We start from the raw sequence: 17,670 nt of genomic DNA, 5'->3' as shown, positions 1-17,670 counted from the left end.
TTCCTGCATCGCGCATGTTGGCCAGCGGAGTTACAGCGGCAACCGCAGCGCGATGCAGTTGACCACGTTGCCGATCCCATCCGGATCGACGTTGGCCGATGACCACGCAGCCCTGTCCGGGCAGCACCACGATGGCACGGTTCGAACCCGGCGCGGCGCCTTCACGCCCGTACTGGCGTTGGCTGCCTGCTCCTGCATCGGCGCTACGGGCTCTGCCGCATCACCGCAACGGTCACGTTGAACGCTTCGATGCGCTGCCACTCATTCCGCGCATGCGGCAGCGACTCCACTCCCATGTCGATCTGGTATCTCACCGCCTGCGGACCTTCGCGCCAGTAGTAAGGCGCGCCGTTGCTCCAGCCACAGCAGACGTATCGCAGCAGCGGCATGCCGAACGTGGCGTGCAGATAGGCTTCGACCTCTGCAGCCCGCGCACCCGCCACGCGGTAGCGAGCTTCCATCGGCTTGATGTAGGACGCGTCGTCCTGGCTGCATCCCAGGTATTCCAGACTGTCAGGCCTCCTGTTTATCGCCTGCAGAAAGTCCTGGCACGGGGTATCCGGTCGCGCCAGGCCATCCGCCCGCCCCTGTGCATTCCACTCCGCCAGCGCCTGGGCAGGGGTCTGCTGCGCAAGCGCGTTCGCGCGGGGCAACAGCACGATCCACGCCAGCAGCAGGAAACAGGCGGCATGCTTTGGCGTGGTAACGGACATCAAGAACGATCCTTCGCTGATTGTGGTGAAGATGCCGACCGACGATCTGCTACCGGCATGCCATCGTCTACTCGCTGAAACGTGCGGCGCCAGATCGACGATGACGCGTGGCGGCAACCTGCTGGAGTATGGCGCACTGGGCAGCGAACGGATGCCAGTCCCGCTGTTCAACGGGCGGGGCAATTCGCCAATGCGTGGCGATCGCTCATGCTTCGTCCATGAAACCGGTGTGGGGCGACCCACCTATCGCACTGTGCGCTGTTCCTGCAGCGCGCGGTTGTGCGCGAACGCTACAGCGGCAAACGCCGCGCGATGTAGTTGACCACGTTGCCGATCGCATCCGGGTCGACGTTGGCCAGGCCGATGACCACGTAGCCCTGTTCGGGCAGCACCACGATGGCGCTGTTCGAACCCGGCGCGCCGCCCTCGTGCCCATACTGGTGCTGGCGGCCCTGCCCCTGCACGACGAAGCCGTAGCCATACCAGCCCTTGTGGTTCTGCGCGGTGGTGGCCTGTTGCAGCATCGCCGGCGCTACCAGCTTGCCGCTGCGCAGCGCCTCGCAGAATTTCAACATGTCAGCGGCGGTGCTGTAGCCGCCACCGGCCGACATGCCGCGCCAGGGCAGTGTCTTCGTTTCGCGCACCCAGTTCCCGTCCTTCCTGGTGTAGGCGACAGCACGCTGCGCAACGTCCACCGTTTCCGGCTCGAAGCCCGTGGCCATCATTCCTGCCGGGCGCAGGATGTGATCGTCTACATATGCGTAGTACGACTGCCCTGATACGGCTTCGATGATGCGCCCGAGGACGATGAAGCCATAGTTCGAATAGCTGTCCTGGCTGCCGGGCGCGAACTGCGGCGCATCCTTGGCGAAGCGCTGCACATAGTCATCCAGCGTCTTCAACGAAGCCGAGTACTGGTCGAAATCATCGCCGAAGAAATCACCCAGCCCGCTGGTGTGGGTCAACAGCTGGCGCACCGTCACGGTATCGGCAACCACCTTGTTCGGATAGTCCGGCAGGTGCTTGCCGATCGTATCGTCCAGGCTCACTTTGCCGGCCTGCACAAGCTGCAGGAGGGCCACCGAGGTGAACATCTTGTTGGACGAGGCCAGGCGGAATCGGGTCTGCGCCTCGACCGCCCTGTTCGCGCTGCGGTCGGCCAGGCCACCGTGCCAATCCAGCAGCACGCGCCCGTTCTGCGCTACCAGCACGCTACCCGACAGCGCGTCTTCGGCGGCCAACGCGTCCAGCTTGGTGCGGGCATCAGCCATCAGCTGCGGCAAGGCCATGCGTGCGGGCTGGTACTTTTCCGGCGTGGGCGTGCCTTCGAGCTGGAACAGCTTCAGATGTTGCGGATGGGCCGGATCTATCTCCGCCGTCACCAGCATCGCACGCTCGGTCTGCTGCGCCAGCACGAGCAGCTTCGCCTGCAGCGGCGTGCTCTCATGCACTTCCAGCAGCTGCAGTGGGCCGGTGGACTCGCGGAACTCCAGGTAATCCTGCGGGGTGCTGCCATCCTTCTTGGCGTACCGTTCGGCGAACGCCTGCAATTTCTCAAGACTGCCAGCATTGAAGGCAGCCAGCCAGTCATCGGCGACACGCCGTGCCTCAGGAGCGGGCGGCGCAGCGTGCGCGGCACCCATGCACAGCAGCATCACCAAAGCCCAGAGCAATGGGCGGGCGGAAAGACAGCGCACGAACATGGCGATTCCTTCGCAGACGAGGCGTGCGGCCATCCTAGCCCAAAGCTGGCGCCTGGCGACGGGGTAGAGTCAACCGTTGGTCGACTACCGCGCGCAGCGCAGGTTTTCAGCTGATCGCAGAGGGCCGTCGACCAATGGTCGACGCTACTCCAGCAGGTCCGATTCGGTCGGTCGCTCGCCTCTGCAGGTATCGTAACGGCGTTCCAGCAGTGTCCGTGGCTGGGTTCCAAGCAGCTGGATCACCTTGTCCTCGCGCTCGCACGGGCTGACCTTTGCGTGCAGGACAAACCGGCCGTTGTCGATGTGGTCGATATCGCGCCCGCCGATGGCCGCTTCCAGCGCCGTGGCCCGCACATAGCGGTTGCGCTTGGCATCGAACAGGTAGAACGCATGGACGGGAACGTTGTAGATACCGTTGTTGTCCAGCCACACCTGCAGGTCCGGCACGCCATCGCCGTTGAAGTCCTCGACGGTCAGCAGCACGGAGGCGGCACCCTGCGGACCGGCCCCCGCCCGGGTCAGGCGCGGCTGCACGCCGGTGACCGCCACCTTGCGACCACCGCGGGTCACATCCATGGCCTGTACCTGGCAGGTGCTCACGTTGTCGGCGCCACTGCAGTCGGCGACCTTGAACACGACCTGCAGCGCAGGCGAGATTTCGCCCTGGCCGGGCTGCAGGGTGATCCTGCCCTGGCCGTCCGGCGCGCCATCAGCGGTATGGCTCGCGGCCTGCGCCGGGGGCCGTGCCGCTTTGGCTTCGGCAACCAGTGCCGCCGCTCCGCCGCCCTGCAACTGGCGCGCACGCAGCAGGGTCATGTGGGTGCGGCACTGCTGTGCATCCAGCTGGGCAGCGGCGTCCCCGCCCTGCGGGCAACGGCTGTCCCGCTGGCCAATCCATTGCCGCTGCAGAACGCGCAGCACGCCCTGGTCAACAGCGGGCAGCGTCGAAAACGCCGCAGCATAGGCTGCGTTGAGGGCGTCGTCATGAATCTTCAGTTCAGTGTCGACACAGCGCCGGCGGGCATCGACCGTATGGGCGGCGGCCATGCACGGCGCGTACGCCGGCCCCAAGTAGCGCGCATCGCCGGCCAGCAGCTCGGCACCGCTGGGCACCTTGCGCGCCGCCGCCTGGGGCGCTGCCTGCGCAGACGTACCAAGGCATGTCGCCAGAAGCAGCAGAGCGGCCGGCAACCAGGTGCGCTGCCCGCGCACGCGATCAGACATCAACATGCATTTCCTTCCCTGGGGGCACTGGGCTGGCCCCGTCCTTGTCCGATGATGGATGCTGCACGAATATGCGCTCAACTTCGGCTACGCCGGTCACAGCTGCCATTCAGCCCGCCAGCTCGGCGCCGTCCCTGGTACCCGGCGGCCCCCAGCAGCGGCTACCTGGGCAACGCGTAGGCCATCACGTAATCGCCCTTCGGCGTTTCCATGAAATGGTGGCCAGCGGCCACGATCACCACATACTGCCGCCCACCCTGTTCGTACACCATCGGGTTGGCCTGGCCACCGGCGGGCAACTTGGCATGCCACAGCTCCTTGCCGGTCTTCAGATCGATGGCGCGCAACAGGTCGTCTGTTGCCGCCGCAATGAAGATCAGGCCGCTGGCGGTGACCACTGAACCGCCGTTGTTGGGCGTGCCGATTTCGATCGGCAGCCCGGAACGGATGCCAAACGGACCATTGCCACGGGCACTGCCGAACGGGCGGTCCCACAGCAGTTTGCCGGTGCGCAGGTCGATGGCGCGGATGCCGCCATAGGGGGGCTGCTTGCACAGCAGGCCGGTGAACGGCAGCCGCCAGCCAGCGTTGACGTCGATGGCGTAAGGCGTTCCCACCTGCGGGTCCCCTGCCCCTTCAGCGCCGCCCTTGTCGGCGCGGATCTGCTCGCGCGGCAGCCAGCCCTTGCGATCGGCTTCGGCACGCGGCACCAGAAGGTTGTAGTTGGGCATGTCGTTGTAGTTGGCCACGATCACCCCGCGGCGCGTGTCCACCGCCACGCTGCCCCAATCCGAACCGCCGTTGTAGCCGGGGTATTCGATGGAATGGCGGTCGCTGGTCGGCGGCGTGTAGAAGCCTTCGTAATAGGCCTTGCGGAACTGGATGCGGCAGACCAGCTGATCGATGGGAGTGATGCCCCACATGTCGCGCTCGGTCAGGTCGTGGTCGCGGCGCAGGGTGTGGTACAGGGAGAACAGCTGGGTGGGCGAGCGCTGCTCCGGCTCCACCCCGCCCACGGGCACCTTGCGCTCTTCGGCTGCGGTCAGCAGTTCACCGGTACGGCGGTCCAGGATGTACAGATCGCCCTGCTTGGTGGGCAGCAGGATCGCTGGCACCTTGCCAGCGGCCGTGGGGTAATCAACCAGGCTGGCCTGCGAACCCAGATCGTAATCCCAGACATCCTTGCGCACGGCCTGGAAGTGCCAGGCCGGCTTGCCGGTGGCCACGTCCAGGGCGACCAGCGAGGTGGCATAGCGGTTCTGGTTTTCAGTGCGCGATCCACTCCAGTAATCGCCTGCGGAATTACCCATTGGCAGGTAGACCAGACCCAGCTGTTCATCGCCGGTGGCGGCGGTCCACATGTTGGGCGTACCACGGGTGTAGGTCTGCTCGCGCGGGGGCAGGCCGCTGCGATCCGGCTGATCCATGTCCCACGCCCAGCGCAGCTTGCCGGTGATCGCATCGTAGGCCTGGATGACGCCCGACGGCGCATCGCGGCGCTGGCCATCCAGCACCTGGTGGCCGGTGATGATCACCCCGCGCACGATCGCCGGCGGCGAGTTGATGGACACATAGCCCGGCGGCACGTCGCCCATGCCCAGGGTGATGTCGACCTGGCCGTTGTTGCCGAAGTTGGCGCAGGGCCGGCCGCTGTCGGCGTCGACGGCGATCAGGCGACCATCCAGCGTGCCTTCGATGATGCGGGCACTGCATGCTGGCCGCGCGCCGGGCGCAGCGCTGCGGCCCACCGGTGTGGGCGGCGGTGCCGGCAGGGCCAGATCGGCAGCGGCGTCGGCCAGTGCAGCATCGAAGAGGGCCGGCGCGCTGGGCTGTTCGTAATAGGACACGCCGCGGCAGGCGGCGGTATAGGGAATGGACGCGTCCCGCACCTTCGGGTCGAAGCGCCACAGTTCCTTGCCGCTGGCCGCATCCAGGGCGATCAGCTGGTTGCGTGCCGAGCACAGGTACAGGCGATCGCCGATCTTCAGCGGCGTGGTTTCGGCCCCCCAGCGCTTCTTCGGCACGTCGCCGGTGCGGAACTGCCAGGCCAGCTGCAGGGTGCCGACATTTTCCGGGGTGATCTGCTGCAGCGGCGAGTAGCGGGTGGCGGCATTGCTGCGCCCCCACGCGGGCCAGTCACCATCGGCAGGCTGGTCGGCTGGCTGCAGGCCGGTGGTATCGCGGGTGGGGTCCAGGCCGGCGCTGGCAATTCCTTCCGGGAACGGCTGGTGGCCGTCCACCACCCCGTGCGGGGTGAAGGCCAGAGCGAAGGCGGCCACGAACACCAGCATCAGCACGCCGGCAATGCTGCGCGACAGGCGCTTGGGCACCGGTGCCCGCAGTGTCGGCGCCAGCAGGGCCAGCACGATGCCCAGCGCGGTGATCAGGCCCAGCCGTGGCACCCAGCGCCAGTAGTCGCTGCCCGATTCCCACCAGGTCCACAGCAGGGTGCCGACGAAGACCAGCGCGTACAGCAGCGCGGCGCTGCGGCGGTTGCCCCACAGCAGGAACCCGCAGACCAGCAGGCCCAGGCCGGCGATGGCGTAGTACCAGGAACCGCCCAGGCTGAGCAGCCACGCCCCCAGGCCGCCGATGACGAGGCCGAGCGCGACCAGCAGCAGCGACAGCACGGTAACGAGGGGGTGGCGGGGTGTCGGGGACGGAGCAGACTGCGGCGTGGCGGACATCGTCGATCTCCGGGGGCAGCATGCGCCCTTATCCCACCGCCACCGTGAAGCGCGTGCGTTCTTTCATGCCCCCGGATACGACGACGCCGGCACACGGCCGGCGTCGTCGGTACTGCGGTCATCGCGGCAGGATCACTCCTGCGCGGCGTCCTCGCTGCTGGCTGCAGCCGGGGCGCCGTCGGTCGCGGCCGGGGCGGCGGTAGCCACCTCGTCCTCATCCTCTTCGATGGAAGCATCCATGCGTTCCACCGCCTGCAGCTTCTCGTCCTTGGACAGGCGGATGAGGGTGACGCCCTGGGTGTTGCGGCCGACGCGGCTGATTTCCGAGCCACGGGTACGCACCAGGGTGCCGCCGTCGGAGATCAGCAGCACTTCGTCATCCGAGCCCATCAGCACCGCGGCAACCAGCTTGCCGTTGCGCTCGGTGGTCTGGATGCCGATCACGCCCTGCGTGCCACGCCCCTTGCGCGGGTAGTCCGGCAGCGGGGTGCGCTTGCCGTAGCCGTTCTCGGTGGCGGTCAGGATGTACTGCACGCCGGCGTCGTCGGCACCGTCGATCACCGCATCGCCATTGGCTGCGGCTTCCTCGACACCGTTGTCGTCCTCGTTCTCGTCCTCGCTGCCGCCGGCACTTTCGGCCACGATCAGGCTGACCACTTCCTCGCCGGCCGGCATCTTGATGCCGCGCACGCCGGTGGCGGTACGGCCCATCGAACGGACCTTGTCCTCGCCGAAGCGCACGGTCTTGCCGTTGGAGGCGAACAGCAGGATGTCACGCTCGCCATCGGTCAGGCCGACGCCGACCAGGGCATCGCCTTCGTCCAGGTTGATCGCGATCTTGCCGCGGGCCAGACGGAAGGCGAATTCGCCCAGCGGGGTCTTCTTGACCGTACCGTTCTTCGTGGCGAAGAACACGAACTGGCCATCGGCGTATTCGCGCACCGGCAGCACGGCCTGCACGCGTTCGCCCGGTTCCAGCGGAATCCAGTTGATGATCGGACGGCCGCGGGCGTTGGAACCGGCTTCGGGCAGCTGGTACACCGGCAGCCAGAACACCTTGCCCGAACTGGTGAAGGTCAGCAGCGTATCGTGCGTGTTGACCAGCCACAGCTGTTCGATGAAATCCTCTTCCTTGGTCGACGCCGCGCTGCGGCCACGGCCACCGCGGCGCTGCGCGCGGTACACGCTCACCGGCTGGCGCTTCACGTAACCGGCGTGCGACACGGTAACCACCACGTCCTCCGGCGCGATCAGGTCGAGGATGTCCAGGTCTTCTTCGCTGTGGCGGATTTCGGTGCGACGCTCGTCGCCGAACTCGGCCTTGACGTTGACCAGTTCCTCGCGGATGACCTGGCGCAGGCGGTCGGGATCTTCCAGGATGTGGATCAGCCCGGCGATCACTTCCAGCAGCTGCTTGTACTCGTCGGTCAGGCGGTCCTGCTCCAGCCCGGTCAGGCGGTGCAGGCGCATTTCCAGGATCTGGGTGGCCTGGATCTCGGTCAGCTGGTAGCCGCCTTCGATCAGGCCCACGCCCTTGGGCAGGTCTTCCGGGCGCGAGGCTTCGGCGCCGGCGGCGCCCAGCATCGAACCGACCAGACCCGGCTCCCACAGGCGGGCGAGCATGCGTTCGCGCGCCTCGTTGGGGTTCGGCGAGGTCTTGATCAGTTCGATCATCTCGTCGATGTTGGCCAGCGCGACGGTCAGGCCTTCCAGCACGTGGGCACGGGCGCGCGCCTTGCGCAGCTCGAACACGGTGCGGCGGGTGACCACTTCGCGACGGTGGCGGACGAAGGCCTCCAGCATCTGCTTGAGGTTCATCAACTGCGGGCGGCCATCGACCAGCGCCACCATGTTGATGCCGAACACCGATTCCATCTGCGTCTGCTGATACAGGTTGTTCAGCACAACCTCGGCAGATTCACCGCGCTTGATCTCGATGTAGATGCGCATGCCGTCCTTGTCGGACTCATCGCGCAGCTCGCTGATGCCTTCGATCTTCTTTTCCTTGACCAGCTCGGCGATCTTTTCGATCAGACGCGCCTTGTTCACCTGGTAAGGAATTTCAGTGACGATGATCGATTCGCGGCCGTTGTCGGCCACTTCGATATCGGCCTTGGCACGGATGCGCACACGGCCACGGCCGGTGCGGTAACCGGCGACGATGCCGGCCGTGCCGTTGATGATGCCGGCGGTCGGGAAATCGGGGCCCGGGATGTACTCCATCAGGCCGTCGACATCGATTTCCGGGTTGTCGATCAGCGCGATGCAGGCGTTGATCGACTCGCTCAGGTTGTGCGGCGGGATGTTGGTGGCCATGCCCACCGCGATACCGGCCGAACCGTTGACCAGCAGGTTCGGGAACCGGGTCGGCATGACCGTCGGCTCCAGTTCCTTTTCGTCGTAGTTGGGCTGGAAATCGACGGTTTCCTTGTCGATGTCGGCCATCAGCTCGTGCGCGAGGCGCGACATGCGCGCTTCGGTGTATCGCATGGCCGCGGCGGAGTCGCCATCGATCGAGCCGAAGTTACCCTGGCCATCGACCAGCATGTAACGCAGCGAGAATGGCTGTGCCAGACGCACCAGCGTGTCGTACACCGACTGATCGCCATGCGGGTGGTACTTACCGATGACGTCACCGACGATACGCGCCGACTTGAAGTAGGGCTTGTTGCTGTGCGCGTTCAACTCGTTCATCGCGAACAGCACGCGGCGATGCACCGGCTTGAGGCCGTCGCGCGCATCCGGGAGCGCGCGGCCCACGATCACGCTCATGGCGTAATCGAGGTAGCTCTTGCGCATCTCGTCTTCCAGGTTGACCTGGATGATTTCCTTGGCGGTTTCTGCCATTCGGGTTCCGTTGTCTGGTAGCGGTCCAGTCCGGCGCAGCCCTCTGCGGGAGGGGGTCGTGCCGGAACCTCGATTCAACCTGTGGATACTACCACAACAGGCCGTTTTCCGCCTCCCATTACGGGGATTTTACCGGCACAAATCAGGAACTTAGGGGGTTCAGCAGCCCCTGTAGAGCCGAGCCTGCGCTCGGCTGCGGTGGAATGGCCGGCTGAGCCGAGCATGGGCTCGGCTCTACAGACCTCCCTCCCCCACCTGCATCAACCGCCGAAGGCGGCGCGCATGTTGTCGGCTGTCGGGTTCAGGATGACCCCGCGCTCGGTCACGATGGCGTCGATCAGCTCGCCCGGGGTCACGTCGAACACCGGGTTCCAGGCGGCGATGCCTTCGGCCACGGTGCGGGTACCGCCCACGCCGTACAGCTCGCCGGGGTCGCGCTGTTCGATCTCGATCTGGCTGCCATCCACGGTGTCCATGTCCACGGTGGACGACGGCGCGACCACCATGAACTTCACCCCGTGGTGGCGGGCGGCGATGGCCAGCTGGTAGGTGCCGATCTTGTTGGCGGTATCACCGTTGGCGCAGATGCGGTCGGCACCGACGATCACCCACTGCACGGCACCGGTCTTCATCAGGTGCGAGGCGGCCGAATCGGCGATGAGGGTGGCGTCGATGCCGTCCTGCTGCAGTTCCCACACGGTCAGGCGCGCGCCCTGCAGCCACGGCCGGGTCTCGCCGGCGAACACGCGGGCGATGCGGTGCTGGGCCATGCCGGCACGGATCACGCCCAGGGCGGTACCGAAGCCGGCAGTGGCCAGCGAGCCGGTGTTGCAGTGGGTCAGCACGCCGCTGCCGGCGTCGATCAGGCCCGCGCCCAGCGCGCCCATGTGGCGGTTGGCGGCCAGGTCTTCCTCGGCGATGGCCTGGGCTTCGGCTTCCAGCAGCGCCTTCCAGTCGGCGCCGGCGGCGTTCAGGCAGCGGCGCATGCGTGCCAGCGCCCAGGCCAGGTTCACGGCGGTCGGGCGCGAGGCGTTCAGGCGCTGCAGGGCCGGTTCCAGCTGCTGCAGGGCATGGACGCCGTCGGCGGCCTGCACGTCGCGCGCGGCCAGCACCACGCCCCAAGCGGCGGCGATGCCGATGGCCGGCGCGCCACGCACGGTCAGCGCGTGGATGGCGGCGGCGACTTCATCGCTGCCATGACAGACCACGTGCTCGACCACGAACGGCAGTTTGCGCTGGTCCAGCAGTTGCAGGGCATCGCCGGTCCACAGGATCGGGCGGATGTGGTCGTAACGGGCGTAGTCGATGTCGGAGGCAGTGTTCATGGGCCCATTGTAGAGCCACGCCCCGCGTGGTTGGAGCCTGCCCGGGCCTCAATTCACCGAGAATTCGGCGCGGCAGCCGCCATCCACCCAGATGCCGTTGCGGCTCCAGCCCCAGGTACTGCCTTCCTCGCAGGGGGTACCGGACAGCTGCTTGATCACCCGGGCTTCGGTGGAAATGGTCGCACCGCAGAAGCGGCGCCGTTTCGACTTGGATTCGCAGGTCAGCTTGCGCGCCACGTCGACGAAACGGCCGTCCTCGTCGGCCACTTCGAAATCGCCCTGGCAGCCGCGACTGGTCCAGACTTCGTTGCGCTTGTAGCCCCAGCCCTGCCCCTCGCGGCACGGCAGCACCGACAGCTGGCGCAGCAGGCGTACCGGCGCACCGTCCAGGCGGACGGGACAGCTCTGCGGGCGGCCATTGGATTCACAACGCACCACGCGGCGCACCAGGCGCTTGGCCTTTGCATCGGGGGTGGTGGCGGCCACCGCGCCTTCGGCGGGACGGGCGCGGAATTCGGCGCGGCACCCCAGGGTGACCCACACGCCACTGCGGTCGGTGCCCCACTCGCTGCCACGGATGCAGCTGTTGCTGGACAGCTGGCGGATCAGGTCCACGCCGTTGCTGACGTCGATATCGCAGTGCACCCAGCCCATGTCGCGCGATTCGCAGGTGATCACTTCGCCGTCATAGCCGGCCTGCTGGGCCGACGCCGACGACGGCAGCACGCCGCCCCATATCGCCATGGAGTACACCGGTGCCGCCACAACCGCGAACCACTTGAACAAAGCCTTCCCCATCGGAGTGGATGAACCACGATGCCAGTGTCGGGCATCAGGCGTGATAAGAGCATCATCGTGCTGGCTGAATCAAGCGCGAAAACGGCCGTTTCCGTTCAGCCTTGCGCTGCGCGCGCGGTGTTCAGGCATGTGCGAAATCGAAAGCCAGCACATCGGCAATGCGCGGCGTGCGTGCCATCGCCATCAGCAGGCGATCAATGCCTACCGCCACACCTGCGCAGGCAGGCATCGCGGGCAGGGCCGACAGCAGCGCTTCGTCCAGTGCCGGCTGTACCTGGCCGCGTTCATGGCGGCGCTGTTGATCGCGCTCGAAACGCGCGCGCTGTTCGCGTGCATCGTTCAGTTCGTGATAGCCGTTGGCCAGTTCCACTGCGCCCAGGTACAGCTCGAAACGTTCAGCCAGCGGCGGCGTGCCGGCACGGATGCGCGCCAGCGCAGCCTGGCTGGCCGGCCAGTCGTGCACCACGGTCATGACCGCGTCATCGAAGTGCGGTTGGATGCGATGGGTCATCAGCAGGTCCAGCCAGTCATCGCGGGTGAGGCCGACCGGATCGATGTGCACATCCCCCAGCGCCGCACGCAATGCCGCGTCATCCGCGCCGAAGGGATCCACGCCCGCGTGCTGCTGGAACAGTTCGCGGTAGCTCAGCACCCGCAGCGTGGCGCTGCGGCCGACCAGCGCCAGCGCCTGGCCGACCAGCTCGGCCGTTTCCTGCACCAGCCGATGGTGATCCCAGCCTACGCGGTACCACTCCAGCATGGTGAATTCGGGGTTGTGGCGGCCACCGGCCTCGCCGTTGCGGAACACGCGGCCCAGCTCGTAGCAATCGCCCACTCCGGCAGCCAGCAGGCGCTTGAGCGGATATTCCGGCGACGTGCGCAGCCAACGGCGGCGGCCGCCGGCATCCACATGGCCACTGAAGTCGGTATGGAAACTGTCGATGTTCGGTTCGGTGTTGCCGGCCACCGACAGGATCGGCGTCTCCACTTCCAGCACATCGCGTTCGGCGAAGAAGCGGCGCACCAGCGCGTTCAGCGCGGCGCGCTGCTGCAGCGTGCGCAGCAGGGCCTCGCTCACAGGATGCCCTCCGGGCGCGGGTGGTCCAGCGGCAGGGTCAGCAGGTCACGGGTATCGTCGATGTAACCGCTGGCCAGGTACAGGCGACGGGCCAGTTCGTTGTGGTGGTTCACTTCCAGGCGCAGGCGGCTGACACCGCGGCCACGTGCACGTTGTTCGCAGGTGGCCAGGGCCTGTTTGCCGCGGCCACGGCCGCGCGCACGGTGCGCCAGATAGAGTTCATCCAGCAGCATGAAATGACCGCCCTGCTCCAGGCTGAAGCCCATCGCGATCACCGCATAGCCGCACACCTCGCCTGCCTCATCCAGCCACAGCAGTACTTCGCCATTGCGCGGGTCGGCCAGCAGTGCATCAACGCCACGGCGCACGCGCGCATCGTCGAATTCGATCTTGTCTTCGGCATAGAACTCGCGCATCAACGAGATCAGCAGCTCCTCGTCTGCGCGGGTGGCCAGGCGGAAATCCAGCGGGGCGGTCTGCATCGGTTGTCCTCTCGTACTTCAAGCCGGGCGCATGCCGCACCCGGCGGGGTCATCACTCGTGTTCGGCCAGGTAGGCCAGCAGGCGGTCTTCATCCCATACCGGCACGCCCAGCGATTGCGCCTTGTCCAGCTTGGAGCCGGCCTCGGTACCGGCCACCAGGAAGCTGGTCTTCTTCGACACGCTGCCGGACACCTTCGCGCCCAGCGCTTCCAGGCGCTCCTTGGCGGCATCGCGGGTGAGCTGGGCCAGGGTGCCGGTCAGCACCACGGTCTGCCCATCCAGCGGTCCGGCCACCACTTCGGCCAGTGCCGGTGCGTTGGCCAGAATGTGCTGCATCTCGGTTTCCGCGGCCAGCAGCAGCGCGCCGTGGCCATCGCTGTCCAGCCACTCGGCCACGCCACGCGCGGTGTCATCGGGCAGGCCGGCGTTGACGAACTGGCCGTGCTCGGCATCCAGCACCGCCTGCGCACTGGGCAGCACCGCCACCAGCTTTTCCGCACGCAGGCGGGTGATGCCGGGGATCTCCGCCTCTACCAGCAGCTGCGCCAGATCCAGACCCTCGCGCAGCTTGGCGCTGGGCGGATGGGCATCGCGGATGCGCACCTGGCCGACCTGCAGCAATGCGTCGATGGCCTGCTGGTTACCCTGCTGTTCGAAGAAATGACCCAGCGATCGCGCCACCTCACCGCCGATATCCGGCACGCGCTTGAACAGCGGCCACGGCAGGCGGCGGATCAGCGCCAGATCGCCAAACCACGCCGCCAGGGCCTTGGCGGTGCTTTCGCCCACGTGCTCGATGCCCAGCGCGAACAGCAGCCGTTCCAGGCTGGCATCACGGCTGGCATCAATGGCGGCAATCAGGTTGTCGGCCCACTTGGTCGCGATCTTCTTCGTGTTCCACTCGAACGGAACCGGCTGCACCAGCGCCTGCGCGCGCCACGCCGGATCGCTGCCATCCAGCTTGAGTACGGCGTTGAGCACCGCGCCACTGCCTTCGGCCGGCAGATGCGGCTTCAGGCTGTTGGCCAGTGCCGACGGATCTTCCGCGTCCAGGACCAGCTTCAGGTGCAGCAGCTGGTCGCGGGTCAACTGGTAGAGATCCGCCACGCGGGTGACGATGCCGGCGTCGACCAGGGTTTCGATGTACTTGTCCCCCAGCCCGTCGATATCCATGGCACGGCGCGAAGCGAAGTGGGCAATGGCCTCCTTGCGCTGCGCGGGGCAGGACAGCTCGCCCGAACACCGCCAGGCGGCCGCACCTTCTTCGCGCACGATTTCCGAACCGCACACCGGGCAGCGGGTGGGCATCTGCCAGGGCGTGGTGCCCTGCGGGCGGCGATCGAGGATGACACTCACCACTTCCGGAATGACATCGCCGGCACGGCGCACGATCACGCTGTCGCCCACGCGCACATCCAGGCGCTCGATCTGGTCGGCGTTGTGCAGGGTCGCGTTGGACACGATCACCCCGGCCACGGCCACCGGGGCCAGGCGCGCCACCGGGGTAGCGGCGCCGGTACGGCCGATCTGGATCTCGATGGCCTCCACCGTGGTGCTCTGTTCCTGCGCGGGGAACTTGTGCGCGATGGCCCAGCGCGGTGCGCGCGAGACGAAGCCCATGGCCTGCTGCCCGGCGCGGTCGTCCAGCTTGTAGACCACGCCGTCGATATCGAACGGCAGACCATCGCGGCGTTCGCCGATGTCACGGTAATAGCCCAGCAGCCCGTCGGTGCCTTCCACGACCTTGCACAGCGTGCTGACCGGGAAGCCCCACTGGCCGAGCTGGGCCAGCGTGCCCGAATGAGTGTCGGGCAGTTCACCGCCCTGCACTTCGCCAGTGCCGTAGGCGAAGAAGCTGAGCCTGCGCTGTGCACTGATTTTTGCATCCAGCTGGCGCAGCGAACCGGCCGCGGCGTTACGCGGGTTGGCCAGCACCTTGCCGCCATGCAGGCGCGCGCGCTCGTTGTAGGCCTCGAAATCGGCGCGGGCCATGTAGACCTCACCACGCACTTCCAGCACATCCGGCCAATCCTGGCCGTGCAGGCGCTTGGGAATATCGCCGATCTCGCGCAGGTTGGCGGTCACATCCTCGCCGGTGCTGCCATCGCCCCGGGTGGCGCCCAGCACGAACTGCCCGTCTTCATAGCGCAGGCTGATGGCCAGGCCATCCATCTTCGGTTCGGCCGAGAACTGCAGGCTGCGGCGGCCCAGGCGCTCGTCGATGCGGCGCACGAAATCGGCCACTTCCTCATCGCTGAAGGCATTGGACAACGACAGCATCGGCATCGCGTGGCGCACTTCGGCGAAACGGCCGGAGGGACGCGCGCCCACCTGCTGGGTCGGGCTGTCGGCGCGGGCCAGTTCGGGATGCTCGCGTTCCAGCGCTTCCAGTTCGCGCACCATCCGGTCGTAGTCGACGTCGGGGATCTCCGGCGCATCCAGCTCGTGGTAGGCGCGGTTGGCCTGGGCGATCTGCCGGCGGAGGTCTTCGGCGCGTTCGGCGGGGCTGGGGCTCATCGGGATCCGCGGGTTCTGGGATGGCCGTGAATTCTACCGCGCCCCGGCGTCAGGCCCGGTAATGCCCACGCCCTTGTAGAGTCGAGCCATGCTCGACTGCCGCCCTTGTAGAGTCGAGCCATGCTCGACTGCCGCCCTTGTAGAGTCGAGCCATGCTCGACTGCCGCCCTTGTAGAGTCGAGCCATGCTCGACTGCCGCCTTTGTAGAGTCGAGCCATGCTCGACTGGGCCGGTAGAGCAGTCGAGCATGGCTCGACTCTACAGAATCCCCGCTTGCCGCCCGCCCCCGCCAGCGCTAGCGTGCGGCGGTTGCCCTTCGGAATCCCGCCCGTGACCCTGCCCACCTCCCGTCGCCACTTCCTGCAACTGGCCGGTGCCGGCCTGGCCGTGGCCAGCACGGGCGTGCCCCTCCCCGGCCACGCCCAGCCCGCCGCGACCATCGCGCCCGGCGCGGTGCTGCTCAACTTCAACGAATGCCCGTATGGCCCCTCCCCCGTAGCCCAGCAGGCTGCCCGGGACAGCATCGCTGGCAGTGGCCGTTACCAGTTCGCGCTGGCCGGGCAGGTGCGCGACGCCGTTGCCGCGCAGGCCGCCGTTGCGGCGGACCACATCCGCCTGTACCCGGGCTCCAGCGAGCCGCTGAACCGCGCCGCGACGCTGTGGACCGGCCCGCAGGCAGCGCTGGTGGTGGCCGACCCGACCTTCGAAACCCTGGGCGATATGGCCAAGGCCTGCGGTGCACACGTGCAGAAGGTGTCGCTGCGTGCGGACGGCGCGCACGATCTGCGCGCGATGGCGGCGGCCGCGCATTCGCAACCGACGGGGCTGATCTACGTGTGCAATCCCAACAATCCCACCGGGTCCATCAGCCCACCGGAAGAGCTGGCCTGGCTGCTGGCCAACAAGCCATCCGCCACACGCGTGCTGGTCGACGAGGCCTATCTGCAGTACAGCGACCAGCCCAGCCTGATCGCACAGGTAGCCCAGCGCGATGATCTGATCGTGCTGCGCACGTTCTCCAAGCTGTACGGCATGGCCGGCCTGCGCCTGGGCTTGGCCGCAGCCCACCCGGACCGCCTGCGTGAACTGGCCCGCCTGGGCGACAACCCCCTGCCGGTACCCGCCCTGGCCGCGGCACTGGCCAGCCTGCGTGACCCAGAGTTGATTCCGCAGCGTCGTCTGCAGAACGCCAGGGTGCGCCAGGCCACGATCGCGTGGCTGGGCAAGCGCGGTTTCAGCTGCGTACCGTCGGAAGCCAACTGCTTCGTGGTGGACGTGCAACGTGACGGCACCGCCTTCGCCAAGGCCATGGCGGACAACGGTGTGGTGATCGGCCGCAGCTGGCCGATCTGGCCGCAACGCGTGCGGGTGACCGTCGGTACCGAAGAAGAAATGGCGGCGTTCCGCCAGGCGTTCGCGAAGGTCGCCGGCGTACCGGCGTAACCCATCCACGCATGGCGTGGATCTACCCGGGTGGGTGCCGACCGTTGGTCGGCACACCGGAAAAAACGGTTTTACCAGCGCGGGGTCTTGGTCAGCGGCGGGGCCTGGTGCTGGCGGTCGTAGGCGCGCAGCTCATCGCGGATATGGGCGATGCGCTGGCGACCCAGGGCGTTGCGGCTGTCATCCAGCACCACGCCGTCCAGCAGTTCGGCCATGCGCTGCACGGTGGGCAGCATCTTTTCCCAGGCGTCCAGCGCGGTCAGCGGCGCCGGCAGGGTCAGGAAGAAGGCAATGGCCGGGGTTTCCATGGCGCGGATGTTGGCCATGTCGAAGCTGCCCGGCTTCATGATGCTGGCCATCGAGAAGATCGGGCCGCGTTCCGGGTGGCCTTCCACCAGGCGGTGGAACACGTTCATGTGGCCAAACACCAGGCCGGTCTTTTCGGCTGCCACCACGATGTCTTCGCCGCGCAGCTGTTCGCCGGCACGGGCGGCCACGAACAGCGACACGATCTTGTCGAAGTCCTGGGTGGCGCGCTTGCCCAGATCGCTGGCGGCGCCCGGGTCGGTGTCGGCCAGGCCCAGTTCGGCCTGCTGGCCTTCATCGCCCAGCCCCGGTTCGCTGCGGGTCTCGGCCAGGGCCGCCCCGTCTTCGCCCAGCACCGGCTCGCGGCGCTCGCCGCTGGTCGGTTCGGCGCTTTCCACGCGGCGCCCCTGGGGCTTCTTCTTCGGACGGCCAAACAGGAAGATCGCAGCGACCAGCAGCAGGCCGGCGGCCAGGATGCCGATGCGCAACAGTGCCGTGTCGGACATTCGATAGGTTCTCCGGCTAGTTCATTCAGGTAACTAGAAT

The 17,670-nt window shown here is 67.2% G+C and carries 12 protein-coding genes; 1 reads left to right on the top strand and 11 read right to left on the bottom strand.

Annotation, left to right across the window (positions count from 1 at the left end; translation table 11 throughout):
* Window positions 1-203: 203 nt before the first annotated feature.
* The 10 genes from ACM2ZB_RS01545 to ligA all read right to left on the bottom strand — a co-directional run bounded on the left by ACM2ZB_RS01545 (window position 204) and on the right by ligA (window position 15,381).
* Entirely contained in the window at window positions 204-713 is a 510-nt protein-coding gene (locus ACM2ZB_RS01545; RefSeq protein WP_416057149.1) for a DUF4952 domain-containing protein, read from the bottom strand.
* A gap of 290 nt (window positions 714-1,003) precedes the next feature.
* Window positions 1,004-2,356 (bottom strand): serine hydrolase domain-containing protein, encoded by a 1,353-nt coding sequence (locus ACM2ZB_RS01540; RefSeq protein WP_416057148.1) that lies wholly within the window; start codon window positions 2,354-2,356, stop codon window positions 1,004-1,006.
* A 204-nt stretch (window positions 2,357-2,560) separates the two neighbouring features.
* Window positions 2,561-3,646 (bottom strand): lysozyme inhibitor LprI family protein, encoded by a 1,086-nt coding sequence (locus tag ACM2ZB_RS01535; protein ID WP_416057147.1) that lies wholly within the window; start codon window positions 3,644-3,646, stop codon window positions 2,561-2,563.
* A gap of 155 nt (window positions 3,647-3,801) precedes the next feature.
* The gene (locus ACM2ZB_RS01530) at window positions 3,802-6,327 is read right to left on the bottom strand and encodes a membrane-bound PQQ-dependent dehydrogenase, glucose/quinate/shikimate family (RefSeq protein WP_416057146.1); all 2,526 of its coding nucleotides are present in this window, start codon (window positions 6,325-6,327) and stop codon (window positions 3,802-3,804) included.
* A gap of 132 nt (window positions 6,328-6,459) precedes the next feature.
* Complete coding sequence (gene gyrA / locus ACM2ZB_RS01525) at window positions 6,460-9,174, bottom strand: DNA gyrase subunit A (RefSeq protein ID WP_416057145.1); 2,715 nt, start codon at window positions 9,172-9,174, stop codon at window positions 6,460-6,462.
* 260 nt (window positions 9,175-9,434) lie between these two features.
* A complete protein-coding gene (mtnA, locus tag ACM2ZB_RS01520) occupies window positions 9,435-10,499 on the bottom strand; it encodes an S-methyl-5-thioribose-1-phosphate isomerase (RefSeq protein ID WP_416057144.1) in 1,065 nt (354 codons plus the stop codon).
* A 48-nt stretch (window positions 10,500-10,547) separates the two neighbouring features.
* Window positions 10,548-11,285, bottom strand: coding sequence for a DUF3011 domain-containing protein (locus ACM2ZB_RS01515; RefSeq protein WP_416057143.1), 738 nt, complete (start codon window positions 11,283-11,285; stop codon window positions 10,548-10,550).
* Between the two features lie 133 nt (window positions 11,286-11,418).
* Window positions 11,419-12,375, bottom strand: a complete 957-nt coding sequence (gene epmA / locus ACM2ZB_RS01510) for an EF-P lysine aminoacylase EpmA (RefSeq protein WP_416057142.1) — start codon at window positions 12,373-12,375, stop codon at window positions 11,419-11,421.
* Complete coding sequence (locus ACM2ZB_RS01505) at window positions 12,372-12,857, bottom strand: GNAT family N-acetyltransferase (protein WP_313437447.1); 486 nt, start codon at window positions 12,855-12,857, stop codon at window positions 12,372-12,374. Before ACM2ZB_RS01505 ends, epmA begins: the two co-directional genes overlap by 4 nt.
* Window positions 12,858-12,909: 52 nt before the next feature.
* Window positions 12,910-15,381, bottom strand: a complete 2,472-nt coding sequence (ligA, locus tag ACM2ZB_RS01500; RefSeq protein WP_416058601.1) for an NAD-dependent DNA ligase LigA — start codon at window positions 15,379-15,381, stop codon at window positions 12,910-12,912.
* Between the two features lie 324 nt (window positions 15,382-15,705).
* On the opposite strand from ligA, the gene ACM2ZB_RS01495 reads away from it, so the two are divergent.
* The gene (locus ACM2ZB_RS01495; protein WP_416057141.1) at window positions 15,706-16,818 is read left to right on the top strand and encodes a pyridoxal phosphate-dependent aminotransferase; all 1,113 of its coding nucleotides are present in this window, start codon (window positions 15,706-15,708) and stop codon (window positions 16,816-16,818) included.
* A gap of 71 nt (window positions 16,819-16,889) precedes the next feature.
* Here the strand turns inward: ACM2ZB_RS01495 and zipA are convergent, their stop codons facing one another.
* The gene (gene zipA / locus ACM2ZB_RS01490; RefSeq protein WP_416057140.1) at window positions 16,890-17,630 is read right to left on the bottom strand and encodes a cell division protein ZipA; all 741 of its coding nucleotides are present in this window, start codon (window positions 17,628-17,630) and stop codon (window positions 16,890-16,892) included.
* Window positions 17,631-17,670 lie beyond the last annotated feature (40 nt).

This window comes from Stenotrophomonas maltophilia (assembly GCF_047782825.1).
GTDB lineage: Bacteria > Pseudomonadota > Gammaproteobacteria > Xanthomonadales > Xanthomonadaceae > Stenotrophomonas.
This window is presented reverse-complemented; position numbering and strand designations above follow the sequence as displayed.